At 70.3% G+C, this 18,468-nt stretch carries 1 protein-coding gene (only partly in view); it reads left to right on the forward strand.

Annotation, left to right across the window (positions count from 1 at the left end; genetic code table 11):
* Positions 1-18,392: the 3' end of a non-ribosomal peptide synthase/polyketide synthase gene (locus tag AB0F86_RS11800; protein WP_356985902.1), read on the forward strand. It extends 25,933 nt beyond the left edge of the window; only the last 18,392 of its 44,325 coding nucleotides appear in the window; its start codon lies beyond the left edge, outside the window; it ends in the stop codon at positions 18,390-18,392.
* Positions 18,393-18,468: the final 76 nt, after the last annotated feature.

Consider the following 18,468-nt stretch of genomic DNA (forward strand, 5'->3'; position numbering starts at 1 on the left):
CCGACCCCGTGGTCGTGCTGACCACGACCCGCGACGGCTTCGGACTCGAAGCCGGAGCAACCGAAGGTGACCCGGCCGCTGCGACCGGTCAGGCTGGCCTGTCCACCGCATCCGGTGCAGGCAGTTCCGAGACCGGCAGTGCGTCGGCGGACGGCCCGCGCACCCTGGTCATCGACGCGATCGACCTGTCGGCCTACTCGGACACCCCGGTCACCGACGCCGAGCGCATCGCCCCGCTGCACCCGCAGCACCCGGCCTACGTCATCTTCACCTCCGGCTCGACCGGTCGCCCGAAGGGTGTGGCCGTGCCGCACTCGGCCGTGGTGAACCAGATCCGCTGGATCACCGGTGAATACGGCATCGGCGCCGACGACGTGGTGCTGTTCAAGACCCCCGCCACCTTCGATGTGTCGGTGTGGGAGCTGTTCGGTCCGCTCAGCACCGGCGGCCGGCTCGTCGTCGCGAGCCCCGACGGGCACCGCGACCCGCAGTACCTCGCCGATGTCATTGCGGCGCAACGGGTCACCATGACTTCGTTCGTCCCGTCGATGCTCACCGTTTTCGCAGGCAGCATCGATGCGGCCGCGGTGGAGAGCGGAGCTCTGTCCTCACTGCGCGCCCTGCTGATCGCCGGTGAGGCCTTCACCGGTGACGCCGTCGCGGCCCTGCGCAGGGTGAGCGACGCCGAGCTGTTCAACCTGTACGGCCCAACCGAGTTCACCGTGCACGCCACGCACGGCCCGGTCGCCGACCAGGTCGACGGTGCCGTCCCGATCGGCGCGCCGGTCTGGAACGCCGAGGCCTATGTGCTCGACGCCCGCCTGCACCCGGTCCCGGCCGGGGTCGCGGGTGAGCTGTACCTGGCGGGTGACCAGTTGGCGCGCGGCTACTTCGGCCGCCCCGACCTCACCGCCGACCGCTTCGTCGCCGATCCCTTCGGTGACGACGGCGCGCGCATGTACCGCACCGGTGACCTCGTGCGTCGCGACGACCACGGGGTGATCACCTACCTCGGCCGCACCGACTTCCAGGTGAAGCTGCGCGGTCTGCGCATCGAGCTCGGCGAGATCGAGGCCGCCCTCACCGCCCACGACACCGTCGGCCAGGCCGTGGTCGTCGTGCGTTCGGACGCCCGCACCGGCGATCAGCTGGTCGGCTACGTCGTGCCCTCGGCGGGCGCGAGTGTCGAAACCGAAACGCTGCGTGCGCATCTCGGTGCGCAGCTGCCGTCGTACATGGTTCCGGCCGCGTTCGTCGTGCTCGATGAGATGCCGCTGAGCGCCAACGGCAAGCTCGACCGCCGCGCCCTGCCCGATCCGGTGTTCGAGGCCCGCGAGTTCCGCGCGCCGAGCACCCCGATCGAGGAGATCGTCGCCGCCACCTTCGCCGAGGTGCTCGGCCTGTCCGAGGACCAGCCGGTCGGCCGCGACGACGACTTCTTCGACCTCGGCGGCAACTCGCTCATCGCCACCCAGGTCGTCGCCCGCCTCGGCGCGGCCCTCGACACCAGGGTTCCGGTGCGGGTGCTGTTCGAGGCGCCGTCGGTGTCGGCGCTGGCCGCCAAGGTGGAGACCCACGCGGGCAGCGGCAGCCGCCGCGAGCTCGTCGCCGGGCCGCGCCCGGAGCAGGTGCCGCTCTCGCTCGCCCAGCAGCGCATGTGGTTCCTCAACCGGTTCGACAGCGCGACCGGCGTCAACAACATCCCGCTGGCCGTCCGCCTGACCGGCGACCTCGATGTCGACGCGCTGCGCCGGGCCGTGGCCGACGTCGTGGAGCGGCACGAGGTGCTGCGCACGGTCTACCCGGAAACCGCCGACGGCCACGGCGTGCAGGTCGTGCTGCCCGCGGCCGAGGTGCCGATCACCCTCCATCCCGTCACCGTCGGTGAGGACGAGATCCGCGAGCGCATCAGCGAACTCGTGCTCGCCGGATTCGACGTCACCGCACAGGTCCCGGTGCGCGCCGAACTGCTGCGCGTGGCCGGGTCCATGGACGGCTCGCACCCCGACACCCACGTGCTCGTCTTCGTGGTGCACCACATCTCCGGCGACGGCTGGTCGGTGCGTCCGCTGGCCCGCGACGTGATGATCGCCTACGCCGCCCGCTCGCGCGGCGAGGCGCCGGGCTGGGCGCCGCTGCCCGTGCAGTACGCCGACTTCGCGCTGTGGCAGCGTGAAACCCTCGGCTCCGAGTCGGATCCGTCGTCGATGATCGCCCAGCAGGTGGCCTACTGGTCCACGACGCTGGCCGGGCTGCCCGACCAGCTGGATCTGCCGAGCGACCGCCCGCGCCCGGCCGTGACCTCCAACCGCGGTGGGGTGCACGAGTTCTCGATCGACCCGGCGCTGACGCACAGCCTCAACGCGCTGGCCCGCGAACACGGCGCCAGCCTGTTCATGGTGGTGCACGCCGCTTTCGCCGCCCTGCTCGCGCGCCTGTCCAACAGCGACGACATCGCCATCGGTACCGCCGTCGCGGGCCGTGGTGAAGCGGTGCTCGACGACGCCATCGGCATGTTCGTCAACACCCTGGTGCTGCGCAGCACGGTCGACCCGGCGCAGTCGTTCGCCGAGCTGCTCGCCGCCACGCGGGAGAACGACCTGGCCGCCTTCGGCCACGCCGACCTGCCGTTCGAGCGGCTCGTCGAAATCCTCAACCCGGCCCGTTCGCAGGCGCGTCACCCGCTGTTCCAGGTGATGCTGTCGTTCCAGAACACCGGCGAGGCGTCGTTCGAACTGCCCGGCCTCGAGGTCGCCGGCGTGCCGCTGGACGTGGTGACGGCCAAGTTCGATCTGCACCTGAACCTGACCGATCGCTACCGCGCCGACGGTTCCGCCGACGGCATGACCGCCGAGTTCGCTTACGCGACAGACATGTTCGACGCCGACACCATCGCGGGCCTGGCCAAGCGCCTGGTGCGGATGCTGTCGTCGGTGGTCGCGGAACCGACCCGCGCGATCGGCGACGTCGAGCTGCTGGCTCCGGTCGAATACCGCCAGGTCGTGGCCGGCTGGAATGCCACCGCGCACCCGGTCGACCAGGACGCGACCCTGGTGTCGATGTTCCAGGCACAGGCCGCGACCGGTGCGAACGCGCCTGCCCTCACGTTCGAGGGGACAACTCTGTCCTACGCCGGGTTCACCGCCCAGGTGAACCGTCTGGCCCGGCACCTGATCGCCCAGGGCGTCGGCCCGGACACCATGGTCGCGCTCGGCATGCGCCGCTCGCTCGACCTGGTGATCGGCATGTACGCGGTGAGCGTGGCCGGTGGCGCCTACGTGCCGCTGGACCCCGACCACCCGGCCGAGCGCACCCACTACGTGCTCGAGACCGCCGCACCGGTGTGCGTATTGACCACGGCCCGTGACGAATTCGACGCGGGCTCGACCACTGCGCTGCACATCGACAGCCTCGACCTGTCGAGCTACTCGGATGCGCCGGTCACCGATGCCGAGCGGATCGCCCCGCTGCGTCCGTCGAACACCGCGTACGTGATCTTCACGTCGGGTTCGACCGGCCGCCCGAAGGGTGTTGCCGTGAGCCACGGCGCGATCGTGAACCGTCTGGTGTGGATGCAGGCGCAGTACGGCCTGACCGCCGACGACGTGGTGCTGCAGAAGACGCCCGCCACGTTCGACGTGTCGGTGTGGGAGTTCTTCTGGCCCTTGCAGATCGGTGCGCGCCTGGTCGTGGCCAAGCCCGACGGTCATCGTGACCCGGCCTACCTGGCCGAACTCATCGCCGCCGAGAACGTCACCACCGCGCACTTCGTGCCGTCGATGATGTCGGTGTTCGTGGCCGAACTGGCCGAGGACGACGGCCGCGCCGACAGCCTGCGCCTGGTCTTCGCCTCCGGTGAGGCGCTGCCCGCGCCGACCGCCCAGCGGATGCGCGCCCTCTCCGGTGCGGCCGTACACAACCTGTACGGCCCCACCGAGGCCGCCGTCGACGTCACCTTCCACGAGGTCACCGACGCCGACGCCACCTCGGTGCCGATCGGTGCGCCGGTGTTCAACACCGAGGTGTACGTGCTGGATTCGCGCCTGCACCCGGTCCCGGTCGGTGTCGCGGGTGAGCTGTATCTGGCCGGTGTGCAGCTGGCCCGCGGCTACGTGAACCGCCCGGATCTCACCGCCGACCGCTTCGTCGCCGACCCCTTCGGCACCGACGGCGCCCGCATGTACCGCACCGGCGACCTCGTCACCTGGACCGAACACGGCGAGCTGGAGTACCTGGGCCGCACCGACTTCCAGGTGAAGCTGCGCGGTCTGCGCATCGAGCTCGGCGAGATCGAGTCCGCGCTCACCGCACTGCCCTCGATCGCCCAGTCGGTGGTCGTGGTCCGTGGCGACGAACGCCTCGGCGACCAGCTCGTCGGCTACCTGATCCCGTCGGCCGGTTCGACCGTCGACATCGACGCGGTGCGCGCCGAACTCGGCAGCGCCCTGCCCGCGTACATGGTGCCCACCGCGTTCGTGATCCTGGACGCCTTCCCGCTCAACGCCTCCGGCAAGCTCGACCGCAAGGCGCTGCCCGCGCCGGTGTTCGAGACCAAGGTGTTCCGTGCGCCGTCCACCCCGATCGAGGAGATCGTGGCGGGCACCTTCGGCGACGTGCTCGGCGTGGCCCGCGTGGGTGCCGACGACGACTTCTTCGAACTCGGCGGCAACTCGCTGCTGGCCACCCAGGTCACCGCCCGCATCGGTGCCGCCCTGGACACCCAGCTCGCGGTCCGCGACCTGTTCGAGGCCTCGACCGTGTCGGCGCTGGCCGCCCGTGCCGAGCACAACGCCGGTTCCGGCCGCGCCCGCCCGCGCCTGAAGGCGGGGGAGCGGCCCGAGGTCATCCCGCTCTCGCCTGCCCAGCAGCGCTACTGGTTCCTCAACCAGTTCGACACCTCCACCTCCGCGGTGGACAACATCCCCCTCGCCGTCCGCCTCACCGGTGACCTCGACGTGCCCGCGCTCGAGCAGGCCATCGGCGACGTGTTCGCCCGCCACGAGATGCTGCGCACCGTCTACCCGGCCTCGCCCGACGGCCCACGCCAGGTGATCCTGCCGAACTCGCAGATCAGCGCGCAGGTGCACCACATCGAGGTCGACGAGGACGAATTGCTCGGCGCGGTGATCGAATTCGCGATGACCACCTTCGACGTCACCCGTGAGGTGCCGCTCGCGGTCGCGCTGTTCGAACTGAGCGAGACCGATTATGTGCTCGCGTTCACCGTGCACCATGTGTCCGCCGATGGTTCCTCCATGGGGCCGCTGGCGCGCGACATCATGGCCGCCTACGTGGCCCGCGCGCAGGGTGAGGCGCCGCAGTGGGCGCCGCTGCCGGTGCAGTACGCCGACTACGCGCTGTGGCAGCGCGAAGTGCTCGGCGACGAATCCGACCCCGAATCGCTGGCCGCCAAGCAGGTCGCGTACTGGACCGAGGCACTGGCCGGCCTGCCCGACCAGCTCGAACTGCCCGCCGACCGGCCGCGCCCGCCCGCGCAGTCGTTCCAGGGCAAGGCGATCCGCTTCGAGATCGACCCCGACCGGCACGCCGCCCTGCACAACCTGGCCCGCGCCAACAACGCCTCGCTGTTCATGGTCGTGCACGCCGCGCTCGCGGTGCTGCTCGCGCGCCTGTCGGGCACCGACGACATCGCCGTCGGCACCCCCATCGCTGGTCGTGGCGAGCGCGAACTCGACGACCTGATCGGCATGTTCGTCAACACCCTGGTGTTCCGCACCGCCGTCGACTCCGGCGCCTCCTTCGCCGAGCTGCTCGCCGACGTGCGCGAACGCGACCTGGAAGCCTTCGCCAACGCAGACGTGCCGTTCGAGCGGCTCGTCGAGGTGCTCAACCCGGTGCGCTCCACCGCACGCAACCCGCTGTTCCAGATCGGTCTGTCGTTCCAGAACCTGGCCGAGACCACCTTCGAACTCCCCGGTCTCACGGTGAGCCCGGTCGACTACGACTCGCAGCTGGCCAAGACCGACCTGCACGTCACCCTGTACGACCGCTACACCGACGACGGCGCACCGGCCCAGCTGGTCACCGAATTCGGTTACGCCATCGACCTGTTCGACGAGTCGACGGTGCAGAGCTTCGCCGACCGCTTCGTGCGGGTGCTCGACGCCGTCACCGCCGACGCGAGCATCCCGGTCGGTGACATCGACCTGCTCGCCGAGCCGGAGGCCGAGCGGATCGTCACCGCGTGGAACGACACCGCGCACCCGGTCGACACCGATGCCACCCTGGTGTCGCTGCTCGACGCGACTGTGGCGGCGACCCCGGACGCGATCGCACTGGTCGTCGACGAGCCGGAATCCGACGACGCGGACACACGCGCCGCTGTCGCTTCCGGCCGAATCGTCTCCGGTCGTCGCGAGTTCACCTACGCCGAACTCGATGCCGAGGTCAACCGCCTCGCGCGGCACCTGATCGAGCGCGGGATCGGCGCCGAGGACCGGGTTGCCCTGGCCATCCGACGCTCCGCCGAGCTGATCATCGCGATGTACGCGGTGGCCCGCACGGGCGCGGCCTACGTGCCGATCGACCCCGATCAGCCCGCCGAGCGCACCGACTACATCCTGGAAACCGCCGCCCCGGCTGTCGTGCTGACCACGGCGAACGCCGAATTCGGCACGGCGGCGGCCGAAGTGGTCGTCCTGGACGACCTGGACCTGAGCGCGGTGAGCGCCGAGGCGATCACCGGGCGTTCACTCGTGCCCGCCAACACCGCGTACATCATCTTCACCTCCGGTTCCACCGGTAAGCCCAAGGGTGTCGCGGTCCCGCACGGCGCGATCGTCAACCAGTTGCTGTGGGAGACGGCCGAATTCGGGATCGGTGCCGACGACGCGGTGCTGCTCAAGACCGCGGCCACCTTCGACCTGTCGGTCTGGGAGTTCTGGACCGCCGCCGTCGCCGGTGCCCGCCTGGTGGTCGCCACCGCCGACGGCCACCGCGACCCGGCCTACCTCAACGACCTGATGCGGTCCACCGGTGTCACCACGCTGCACGTGGTGCCGTCGATGCTCGACGCGCTGCTCACCGAGTCCGGTGCCGCCCTGCCGCGCACGTTGCGCCGGGTGCTCGCGATCGGTGAGGCGCTGCCCGCCGCGACCGCGCAGCGCTTCCGCACCGCCAACACGGCCGCGCTGTTCAACCTGTACGGCCCCACCGAGGCCGCGGTCTCGATCACCAGCCACGCCGTGACCGATGCCGACCAGGTGTCGGTGTCGATCGGCGGCCCGGAGTGGAACAGCCGTGTCTACGTGCTGGATTCGCGGCTGCGCCCGGTTCCGGTCGGTGTCTCCGGTGAGCTGTACCTGGCCGGTGCCCAGCTGGCGCGCGGCTACTACGGCCGCGCCGACCTGACCGCCGATCGCTTCGTCGCCGACCCGTTCTCCACCACCGGCGAACGCATGTACCGCACCGGCGACCTCGTGGCGTGGAACGCCGACGGCGAACTCGACTACCGGGGCCGCACGGACTTCCAGGTGAAGATCCGCGGCTTCCGTATCGAACTCGGTGAGATCGAGGCAGCGCTGCTGCGTCAGCCCACGATCTCTGCGGCCGCCGTGCTCGCCCACACCGATCCGGTGGTCGGCGATCGCCTCGTCGCCTACGTCGTGGCCGAGGCGGGCGAGCTCGACAAGGTCGCGCTGCGTAACGCGCTGAGCAGCGAACTGCCGTCCTACATGGTTCCGACCGTGTACCTGCAGCTCGACGCCCTGCCGTTGAACGCCAACGGCAAGCTCGACCGCAAGGCGCTGCCGGAGCCCGAGGTCGAGAAAGCCGTGTTCCGCGCACCGGTGAGCCCGAGCGAACAGCTCGTGGCCGCCACCTTCGCCGAGGTCTTGCGCCTGGGTGACGACAAGCGGTTCGGTCTCGACGACGATTTCTTCGCCTGGGGCGGTAACTCGCTGCTGGCCACGCAGGTCGCCGCTCGCCTCGGTGAGGCCCTCGACACCCGCATCCCCGTGCGCCTGCTGTTCGAGGCGTCCACGGTGTCGGCGCTGGCCCATCGGATCGAGCAGCATGCCGAGACCGGTGACCGCAAGGCGCTGAAGGCCGGTCCGCGTCCGGAGCACATCCCGCTCTCGCTCGCCCAGCAGCGGATGTGGTTCCTCAACCGCTTCGACACCCAGTCGGCGGCCTACAACGTGCCCGTCGCGGTCCGCCTGTCCGGCGAGCTCGACGTGGCCGCGCTGCGCGCCGCGATCCTCGACCTGGTGAGCCGCCACGAGATCCTGCGCACCGTCTACCCGCAGACCGAAGCCGGTGCGGCACAGGTCATCCTGTCGCCCGCACAGGCGGCGCCGGAACTGCTCGAGCGCACCGTCGCCGCCGACGAGGTGGAGACGGCGGTCGGCGAACTGCTCGGCACCATCTTCGACGTCACCGTCGAGGTGCCGTTGCGCGTCGCCCTGTTCCATGTCGAGAACAGCGACGACTTCGTGCTGGCCATGGTCGTGCACCACATCTCCGGTGACGGCTCGTCGGTCGCCCCGCTGACCCGCGACCTGATGACGGCCTACGCCGCCCGCGCCGCCGGCTCCGAACCCGGTTGGTCGCCGCTGCCCGTGCAGTACGCGGACTACAGCATCTGGCAGCGCGAGCTGCTCGGCAACGAGGACAACCCGGACTCGATGGCCAGCAAGCAGGTGGCCTACTGGAAGCAGGCCCTCGCCGAGCTGCCCGACCAGCTCGACCTGCCGGCCGACCGGCCGCGTCCCGCCGTGCAGAGCTTCGCGGGCAGCAAGGTCGACGTGCGGATCAGCGCCGAGACCCACCGCGCGCTCGTCGAACTGGCCCGTGGGGAGGGCGCGACGCTGTTCATGGTCGTGCACACCGCCCTCGCGGTGCTGCTCGCGCGCCTGTCGGGCACCGACGACATCGCCATCGGCACCCCGATGGCGGGTCGTGGCGAGGCCGTGCTCGACGACATGATCGGCATGTTCGTCAACACCCTGGTGTTCCGCACCAAGGTCGACAGCGGTGAGGCCTTCACCGACCTGCTGGCCCGCCAGCGCGAAGACGACATCGCCGCCTTCGCCAACGCCGACGTGCCGTTCGAGCGGCTCGTCGAGGTGCTCAACCCGGTGCGTTCCACCGCGCGGCACCCGCTGTTCCAGGTGGGTCTGTCGTTCCAGAACCTCAGCCGCGCCACCCTGGAACTGCCGGGTCTCACGGTCGCGGGCCTGGACATCGACAGCAACCTGTCGCAGTTCGACCTGCACCTCATCATCAGCGACGTCTACGACGAAACCGGTGAGCCCGAAGGCATTTCGGGTCTGCTCACCTACGCGACCGATCTGTTCGACCGCGCCACGGTCGAGGGATTCCTGCGCCGCTTCGAGCGCCTGCTCGAGGCGATCGTCGCCACGCCGCGCACCGCCGTCGGCGATATCGAACTGCTCGCCCCGGCCGAGCGCGCCGAACTGCTCGACGGCCGCAACAACACGGCCAACCCGGTCGACACCGAGGCCACCCTTGTCTCGCTGCTCGATGCCACCGTGGCCGCCGACCCGAAGGCGACCGCCCTGGTCACCGACGACGGCAACCAGCTCACCTACGCCGAACTCGACGCGAAGGTGAACCGCCTTGCCCGCCACCTGATCTCGCTCGGTGTCGGCCCGGAGGCGCGCGTGGCGCTCGCCATGCGCCGCTCGGTGGATCTGATCGTCGCGATGTACGCGGTGGCCAAGTCCGGTGGTGCGTACGTGCCGGTCGATCCCGATCAGGCGGCCGAGCGCACCGACTACATCCTCACCACCGCGGCACCGGTCTGCGTGCTCACCAACGACGAGTTCAGCACCGATGCCGCACCGGTCGTGCGCATCGACGAACTCGCCCTGGACAGCCTCAACGCCGCACCGGTTTCCGATGACGAGCGCACCGAGCCGCTGCGTCCGTCGAACACCGCGTACGTGATCTTCACGTCCGGTTCGACCGGTCGCCCGAAGGGCGTCGCGGTACCGCACGGCGCCATCGCCAACCAGCTGCAGTGGAAGCTGGTCGAATTCGGTATGGACGCCGCCGACGCGGTGCTGCTCAAGACCGCGGCCACCTTCGACCTCTCGGTCTGGGAGTTCTGGTCGGCGGCGGTGTGCGGTGGTCGCCTCGTGATCGCCGCGCCCGACGGGCATCGCGACCCGGCCTACCTCAACGAGCTGATGATCCGCGAGTGGGTCACCACGCTGCACGTGGTGCCGTCGATGCTGGACGCACTGCTGGCCGCCGGCATGCCGGATTCGCTGTGGCGCGTGCTCGCCATCGGTGAGGCGCTGCCCGGTTCGCTGGCCCAGCGCTTCCGCACCGCGTTCCCGCGCACCGAGCTGTTCAACCTGTACGGCCCCACCGAGGCCGCGGTCTCGATCACCTCGCACCGGGTGAACGCGGCCGACCAGGGTTCGGTGTCCATCGGTTCGCCCGAATGGAACAGCCAGGTCTACGTGCTCGACGAGCGGCTGCGCCCGGTGCCCGACGGTGTCGCCGGTGAGCTGTACCTCGCGGGCGCCCAGCTGGCGCGCGGCTACTTCGGCCGCGCCGACCTCACCGCCGACCGCTTCGTCGCCAACCCGTTCGGTACCGGCAGCCGCATGTACCGCACCGGCGACCTGGTGGCCTGGCACAACGGCGAACTCGACTACCGCGGCCGCACCGACTTCCAGGTGAAGATCCGAGGCTTCCGTATCGAGCTCGGCGAGATCGAGGCCGCGCTGCTGGCGCTGCCGGAGATCGGCCAGGCGGCAGTCATCGCCAAGTCCGATCCGCGTACGGGTGACCGGCTCGTCGCCTACCTCGTCGGAAAGGGTGGCGCGCAGGCGAATACGCCGAGCCGGGAGGCCGATTCGGTCGCTGTTCAGCCGGTGGATTCCGTCTCGGCGACCACCGGTGGCGCCGGGTCGTCGACGACGGCCACCACGGAAATCGATGTGGCGCAGGTGAAGTCGACGCTGGCTGCCGGCCTGCCGTCGTACATGGTGCCCGCCGCGTTCGTCGTGCTCGATGCCCTGCCGCTCAATGTGAACGGCAAGCTCGACCGCAAGGCGCTGCCGGAGCCGGAGTTCGAGGCACAGGCGTTCCGCGCACCGTCCACCCCGATCGAGGAGATCGTGGCGGGCGTGTTCGCCGACGTGCTCGGCGTCGAGCGCGTCGGCGCCGACGACGACTTCTTCGCTCTCGGTGGCAACTCGCTGCTGGCCACCCAGGTCGCGGCCCGCCTCGGCGCGGCCTTGGACAGCCGGGTGCCCGTGCGCCTGCTGTTCGAGGCATCGACGGTGGCCGGGCTCGCGGTGAAGGTCGAGCAGGGTGCCGGTGCCGGTGGGCGTCGCGCGCTGGTCGCCGCACCGCGACCGGATCAGGTGCCGCTGTCGCTGGCTCAGCAGCGCATGTGGTTCCTGAACCAGTTCGACACCAGTTCCTCGGTGAACAACATCCCGGTCGCGGTCCGCCTGTCGGGTGCGCTGGATGTCGAGGCACTGCAGCTGGCTGTCGCCGACGTGCTCGCCCGCCACGAAACCCTGCGCACGGTGTACCCGTCCGCCAACGGCACACCGCACCAGGTGATCCTGCCGGTCGAGGGCAATGTGCCCGATCTGACGCCGGAAGATGTTGTCCCCGACCAGGTTCGGGACAAGATCGCCGAACTGATCACCGCGGGCTTCGACGTGATCGACGAAGTTCCGTTGCGCGCCAAGCTGATGCGGGTCGTCTCGCCGGTCGGTACCGACGCGAGCACCGAGTACGTGTTGGTGTTCGTGGCCCACCACATCAGCGCCGACGGCTGGTCGATGGGCCCGCTGACCCGCGACGTGATGATCGCCTACGCCGCCCGCGCGGCAGGCGAGGCGCCCGGCTGGGCGCCGCTGGCGGTGCAGTACGCCGACTTCAGCATCTGGCAGCGCGAGGTGCTGGGCTCGGAGACCGACGAGAACAGCCTGCTCTCTCAGCAGGCCGCGTACTGGAAGCGCGCCCTGGCCGGTGTGCCCGACGAACTGAACCTGCCGCTGGACCGGCCGCGTCCGAGCACGCAGTCCTTCGCCGGTGGCCGGGTGCTGTTCCCGATCGACGGTGACGTCCACGCCGGGCTCACCGCCATCGCCCGCGAGCAGAACGCGACGCTGTTCATGGTCGTGCACACCGCGCTGGCGATCTTCCTGGCGCGCCTGTCGGGCACCGAGGACATCGTCATCGGCACCCCGATCGCCGGTCGTGGCGAGGCCGAGCTCGACGACGTGATCGGCATGTTCGTCAACACCCTGGCCCTGCGCACGCAGGTCGGCGGCCAGCAGAGCTTCGGCGACCTGCTCGCCCAGGCCAAGGAGGCCGACCTGGCCGCCTTCGCCCACGCCGACATCCCGTTCGAGCGGCTGGTGGAACTGCTCAACCCCGAGCGCTCCACCGCGCGGCACCCGCTGTTCCAGGTGGCGCTGTCGTTCGAGAACCTGCCCGACGCCGGCTTCGAACTGCCCGGCCTTTCGGTCTCGGCGGTCGACTTCGACGTCGACACCGCCAAGTTCGACCTGCTGCTCACCGTCCGCGAGGCCGGAGCGGGCGACGAGGCCGGTGCTTACGCCGAGTTCTCCTACGCCAGTGATCTTTTCGATCAGTCGACGGTGGAGAAGTTCGCGCAGCGGTTCCGCCGCCTGCTCGCCGAGGTCGTCGCCGACACCACCACGCCGGTGGGCGATCTGGAACTCCTCGACACCGTCGAGCGCACCGAACTGCTCACCCGCACAGGTGGTCCCGCGCTCGCCACGAGCACGCTGCCCGAGCTGCTTGCCCAGGCTGTCGCGACCAACCCGACCGGCGAGGCGATCGTCGCCCCCGAGTGGGTCGACACGGGTCTGCTCCGCGCGCTCACTGCCGCACCCCAGGTCGATGCCGACACCATCGCGTCCGCAAGTGCTGGCGCGCTCGCGTCGCGCACGTCGGCGGACGAGCCGGGCGCGGGGTCGGTGGCATCGGGCAATGTCCGCTCGCTGACCTACGCCGAGCTCGACGCCGCGTCCTCGCGTCTGGCCCGGGTCCTCATCGAGCGCGGCGCCGCACCGGAGACGGTCGTCGCCATCGCCATGCAGCGGTCGCTCGAGACCACCCTCGCCATCTGGGCGGTCGTCAAGTCGGGTGCGGCGTTCCTGCCGGTCGACCCGAAGTACCCGGCCGAGCGCATCGCGCACATGATGTCGGATTCGGGTGCCGCCCTCGGCATCACGGTCTCCGCTGAAGCCGATCACCTGCCCGCGCCCGTACTGGGTGACTGGCTGGTCCTCGACGACGCGGCACTGCACGCGGAGATCGCCGAGCAGCCGGGCGAGCCGATCACCGACGCGGACCGTCGCGGCGTCGTGCGCGCCGACAACACGGCGTACATGATCTACACCTCGGGTTCGACGGGCCTGCCCAAGGGCGTCGTCGTCACCCACACCGGTGTGGCCAACTTCGCCGCCGCCGAGGTGACACAGTTCGGGCTCGGCAAGGACGCGCGGACACTCGCGTTCGCCTCGCCGTCGTTCGACGCGTCGATCCTCGAGTTCCTGCTGGCCGTCGGGTCGGCGGGCACCCTGGTGATCACGCCGGTCGGCGTGGTCGGTGGTGAGGAACTGGCCGAGATCATCGTCGGCCAGGGCCTGACCCACGTGTTCCTCACCCCGCTCGTCGCGGCGTCGATGGAACCGTCGGCACTGGCCGGGCTGGAAGCGCTGATCGTCGGTGGCGACAAGGCGCCGGTCGACCTGGTGGCGAACTGGCACAGCGCGGGCACCGACCCGGCGCACCACCGGTTCTACAACGCCTACGGCCCCACCGAGGCGACCATCGCGACCAACCTGTCCGACGCGCTGCTGCCCGGCGACACCATGAACATCGGTGGCCCGATACCCGGCGCGACCGTGCTGGTGCTCGACAGTCGCCTGCATCCGGTCCCCGAGGGTGTGTCCGGTGAGCTGTACCTGGGTGGCGTGCCGCTGGCGCGCGGCTACCACGACCGCCTCGGCCTGACCGCCGAACGCTTCGTGGCCAACCCCTACGGTGCACCGGGCTCACGGCTGTACCGCACCGGTGACGTGGTCGCCTGGCGCACCGTCAACGGCAAGCCCGTCGTGGAATACGTGGGCCGCAACGACTTCCAGGTGAAGATCCGCGGCTTCCGCATCGAACTGGGCGAGATCGACGCCGTGCTCACCGCACACGACGACGTCGATTTCGCGGCGACCATCGGCCGCACCACCGACGCGGGCGCGACCATCCTGGTGTCCTACGTGCGCCCGGTCCCCGGCCGTGCCGTGGAACCCGCCGCCCTGGTCGAGTTCGTGGCGCAGCAGCTGCCCGCGCACATGGTGCCCGCCTCGGTGATGGTGCTCGACGAGATCCCGCTGACCCCCGCGGGCAAGCTGGACCGTCGCGCCCTGCCCGAGCCGGTCCTCGCCCCGCGCGAGTTCCGCACGCCGACAAGCGATATCGAGGCGATCATCGCCGCCGTCTTCGCCGAGGTGCTCGGTGTCGACGCGGTGGGCCTCGACGATTCGTTCTTCGCCCTCGGCGGTGACTCGATTCTGTCCATCCAGCTGGTGTCGCGGGCCAAGGACCGTGGCGTGCTGTTCAAGCCGCGCGACGTGTTCGAGAAGCGCAGCGTGGCCGGGCTGGCCGAGATCGCGGTCCTCGCCGGCGACACCGAGCAGATCGTGCTCGAGGAACTGCCCGGCGGCGGTGTCGGCGACATCCCGATGCTGCCGATCATGCGCCAGATCCTCAGCAGCGGTTCCACCTACGACCGGTTCTCCCAGTCGATGGTGCTCCGCCTGCCCGAACGCATCACCGAGGACGTCCTGCACGCCACCATCGGCGCGGTCTTCGACCACCACGATGTGCTCCGCTCGCGGGTCGCGCGCGCGGAGCGAGCGGTGAGCCCGGAGGCGGTAGCGGAGCGTGACCACGCAGGGCTCTCGGGAGCGCAGCAGGGTGACAGCGAGAACGGTTGGGAGTTCGAGGCGTTGGCGCCCGGCGCGGTCGATGTGAGCGCCCTGGTGCGTCGCGTCGAGGTGTCCGGTGACATCACCGACGAGGAACTGTCCGCCCTGGCCAGCGCCGAGTACGACCAGGCCATGGGTCGCCTCGACCCGGCCGGTGCCGCCATGGTGCAGTTCGTGTGGTTCGCCTTCGGCGCACCGACACAGAGCCCGCGCCGTCGCGACGCCCTGCTCGTCGTCGGCCACCACTTCGTGATCGACGGTGTGTCCTGGCGCATCCTGATCCCCGACCTCGGCATGGCCTGGGGTCAGATCGCGGCCGGTCAGCCGGTGGCGCTGCCCGCCAACGGCACGTCCATGCGACGCTGGGCGCACAGCCTGGTCGAGCAGGCCGCGGACCGTCGCACGGAACTGCCGTTCTGGCGCGAGGTGTCCTCGACGCCCGACCCGCTGCTGGGTTCGCGTCCGTTCGACCCGAAGGTCGACACCTTCGCCACCGTCGACCGGGTGCAGGTCACGCTCTCGCCCGAGGTCACCGACGCGGTGCTCACCGCGATCCCCGGCCTGTACCACGGCGGTGTCAACGACGGTCTGCTCACCGCTCTGGCGTTGGCTGTATCGCGTTGGCGCGGAGACGAATCCGGTACCGCGGCGTTGATCAAGCTGGAGGGCCACGGCCGCCAGGAAGAGATCGTCGCCGGTGCCGACCTGTCGCGCACCGTCGGCTGGTTCACCACCGCCTTCCCGGTGCGTCTGGACCTGGCGGGCGCCGACCTCGACGACGCCTTCGCCGGTGGCGCCGTGCTCGGCGACGTGATCAAGTCGGTCAAGGAGCAGATGCTCGCGGTGCCGGACAAGGGCATCGGCTACGGCATGCTCAAGTACCTCACCGAGCAGGGTGCCGATCTGCCGAGCGTCGGCCAGATCAGCTTCAACTACCTGGGCCGGGCGGGCACGGGCGAGATCCCCGCCGAACTCGCCGAACTCGGCTGGATCCCGGTGGCCGACCTCGGTCAGCTCGACGCCGAGATGGACCTCGACATGCCCGCCAACGCGACGCTGGACATCAATGCCATCGTCGACGACGGCGACGAGGGCCCGCAGCTCGGCGCGAACATCGCCTTCCCGACCGGACTGCTCTCCGCCGAGCGGGCACAGGAGTTCGCCGACCTGTTCGTGGCCGCGCTCACCGCGCTCGCCACGCACGCGCAGCGGTCCGACGCGGGCGGTTTCACCCCGTCCGATATGCCGCTGGTACGCGTGGAACAGTCCGATCTCGATGTGTGGGAACGGGATTACCCCGCGCTGTCGGAGGTGTGGCCGCTCTCGCCGCTGCAGGCGGGCCTGATGTTCCACGCCATGATCAGCTCGGCGACCGTCGACGTGTACACCGTGCAGGCCGTACTCGACCTGACCGGCACCCTCGACGCCGAGCGGCTGCGCAAGGCTGCCCAGGGCGTGCTCGACCGCTACCCGAACCTGCGGACCGCCTTCGTCACCGACTCGGCCGGTCAGCCGGTGCAGGTGGTGCTGGGCGAGCTCGAGGTGCCGTGGCGTGAGGTCGACCTGACCGAGCTGCCCGAGGACGTGCGCATGCCGCGCATGCAGCAACTGCTGGCCGCCGACCGGGCCAACCAGTTCGACATGGCGACCGCGCCGCTGATCCGCTTCGGTCTGTTCAAGACGGCCGAGGACAAGGCGCACCTGTCGATCACGGTGCACCACATCCTGGTCGACGGCTGGTCGATGCCGCTGCTCATGCGCGACCTGCTGGTGCTCTACGCGGTGCACGGCGACCTCACCGCCCTGCCGCGCGTGGCGTCCTACCGCAACTTCCTGTCCTGGCTCTCGGGCTGGGATCGCGAAGTGTCGCTGCGGGCCTGGGCCGACGCGTTGGCCGGGGTGGAAGGACCCACCCAGCTGGCGCCGCCGCCGCGCACCGAGGAGCGGTTCGAGATCGACAAGGTCGTCGTCGAGATCGACAACGATCGCACCCGGGCGCTCGGCAAGTTCGCCGGCGAGCTCGGTGTCACCGTGAACACGCTGCTGCAGACCGCGTGGGGCATCGTCGTCGGGCGCCTCACCGGCCGCGACGACGTGGTGTTCGGTGCGACCGTCTCCGGTCGTCCGGCCGAGCTGCCCGGTGTGGAGTCGATGGTCGGCCTGTTCATCAACACCCTGCCGGTGCGCATCCAGATCGACGACCGGATGACGGCGGAGAAGCTCACCCAGAAGGTGCAGTCCGAGCAGGCCGAACTGCTCAGCCACCACTTCGTGGGCCTGTCCGACATCCAGCGGGTGGCCGGTGCCGGTTCGCAGTTCGACACGCTGCTGGTGTTCGAGTCCTACCCGATGGACAAGGACGCCGTCACCGCGGCGAGCTCGATCGATGGCATGCAGGTCACCGGTGTCGGCCTCGACGACGCCACCCACTACCCGCTCACGCTGGTGGTGATGGCCGAGTCGACCATCGAGATCACCATGCGCTACCTGCGCAGCACCTTCACCGAGGACGAGATCCGCACCCTGTCCGCCCGGTTGCTGCGGGTGCTCGACGAACTGCTCGAGAACCCGACCGGCCTGGTCGGTGACATCGACATCCTCGATGCCACCGAACGCGCCAAGCTGCTCGCCGAATCCGGTGTGACAGCGGCTGGTTCGGCGCCCGCTTCGGTGACCGGTGTCGGTGCGCAGACGGTGGCCAAGGTGCTCGCCGAGGTCGTGGAAGCCGACCCGCAGGCACCCGCCCTGCTGCGCGGTGACAGCGAGATCGCCTACAGCGCACTGGATCGCAAGTCCTCGCAGCTGGCCCGCGTGCTCATCGCGCGCGGCGCCGGTCCGGGGGGTGTGGTCGCCGTGTCGCTGCCGCGCAGTGTGGATTCGGTGCTCGCCGCCTGGGCCGTGCAGAAGGCCGGTGCCGCGGTGCTGTTCGCGGGTGACCTGACCGGAGTCGAGCTGGCCGCCGCCGGCGCGGCGTTCGGCATCAGCGCGGCCCCGGTCGCCGGAGTGGCAGGCGAATGGCTGGTCCTGGCCGACGTGGAAGACGAGATCGCCGCAGCCGCAGCGCATCCCGTCTCCTACGCCGACCGCGTCCGCCCCCTGGCCGAGGACCACCCGGCCTTCGTCCAGTTCGCCGGCGACACCACAGCGGTGCTCACCCAGTCCGAGGCTGTCGCCCTGGCCGAACGCCTGCGCGACGAACACGGCATCGACTACGAATGCACCACCTTCACCACCCACGCCTCCGGCCCCGCCGCCATCCAGGAATTCCTGGTCTCGGCCACCGCAGGCGCCCTGTCGGTCCTCCCCGCAGGCTCGGTCGAAGACGACCTGGCCGACGGCGAGGTCACCCACTGGTTCGTGGTGGCAGGCGAGGCGACCGACGCCGCCGACGGCGAAGTGTCGGTCATCGTCGCCGAGTAGGTAACGACCGTTCGCCCAGCGGGATCACACCCCTGGGCGAACGGCGCAAACCTGCCGGATGCTGCTTGCAGCGTCT

The sequence above is a fragment of the Nocardia sp. NPDC023733 genome (assembly GCF_040639775.1).
Taxonomy (GTDB): domain Bacteria; phylum Actinomycetota; class Actinomycetes; order Mycobacteriales; family Mycobacteriaceae; genus Nocardia; species Nocardia rosealba.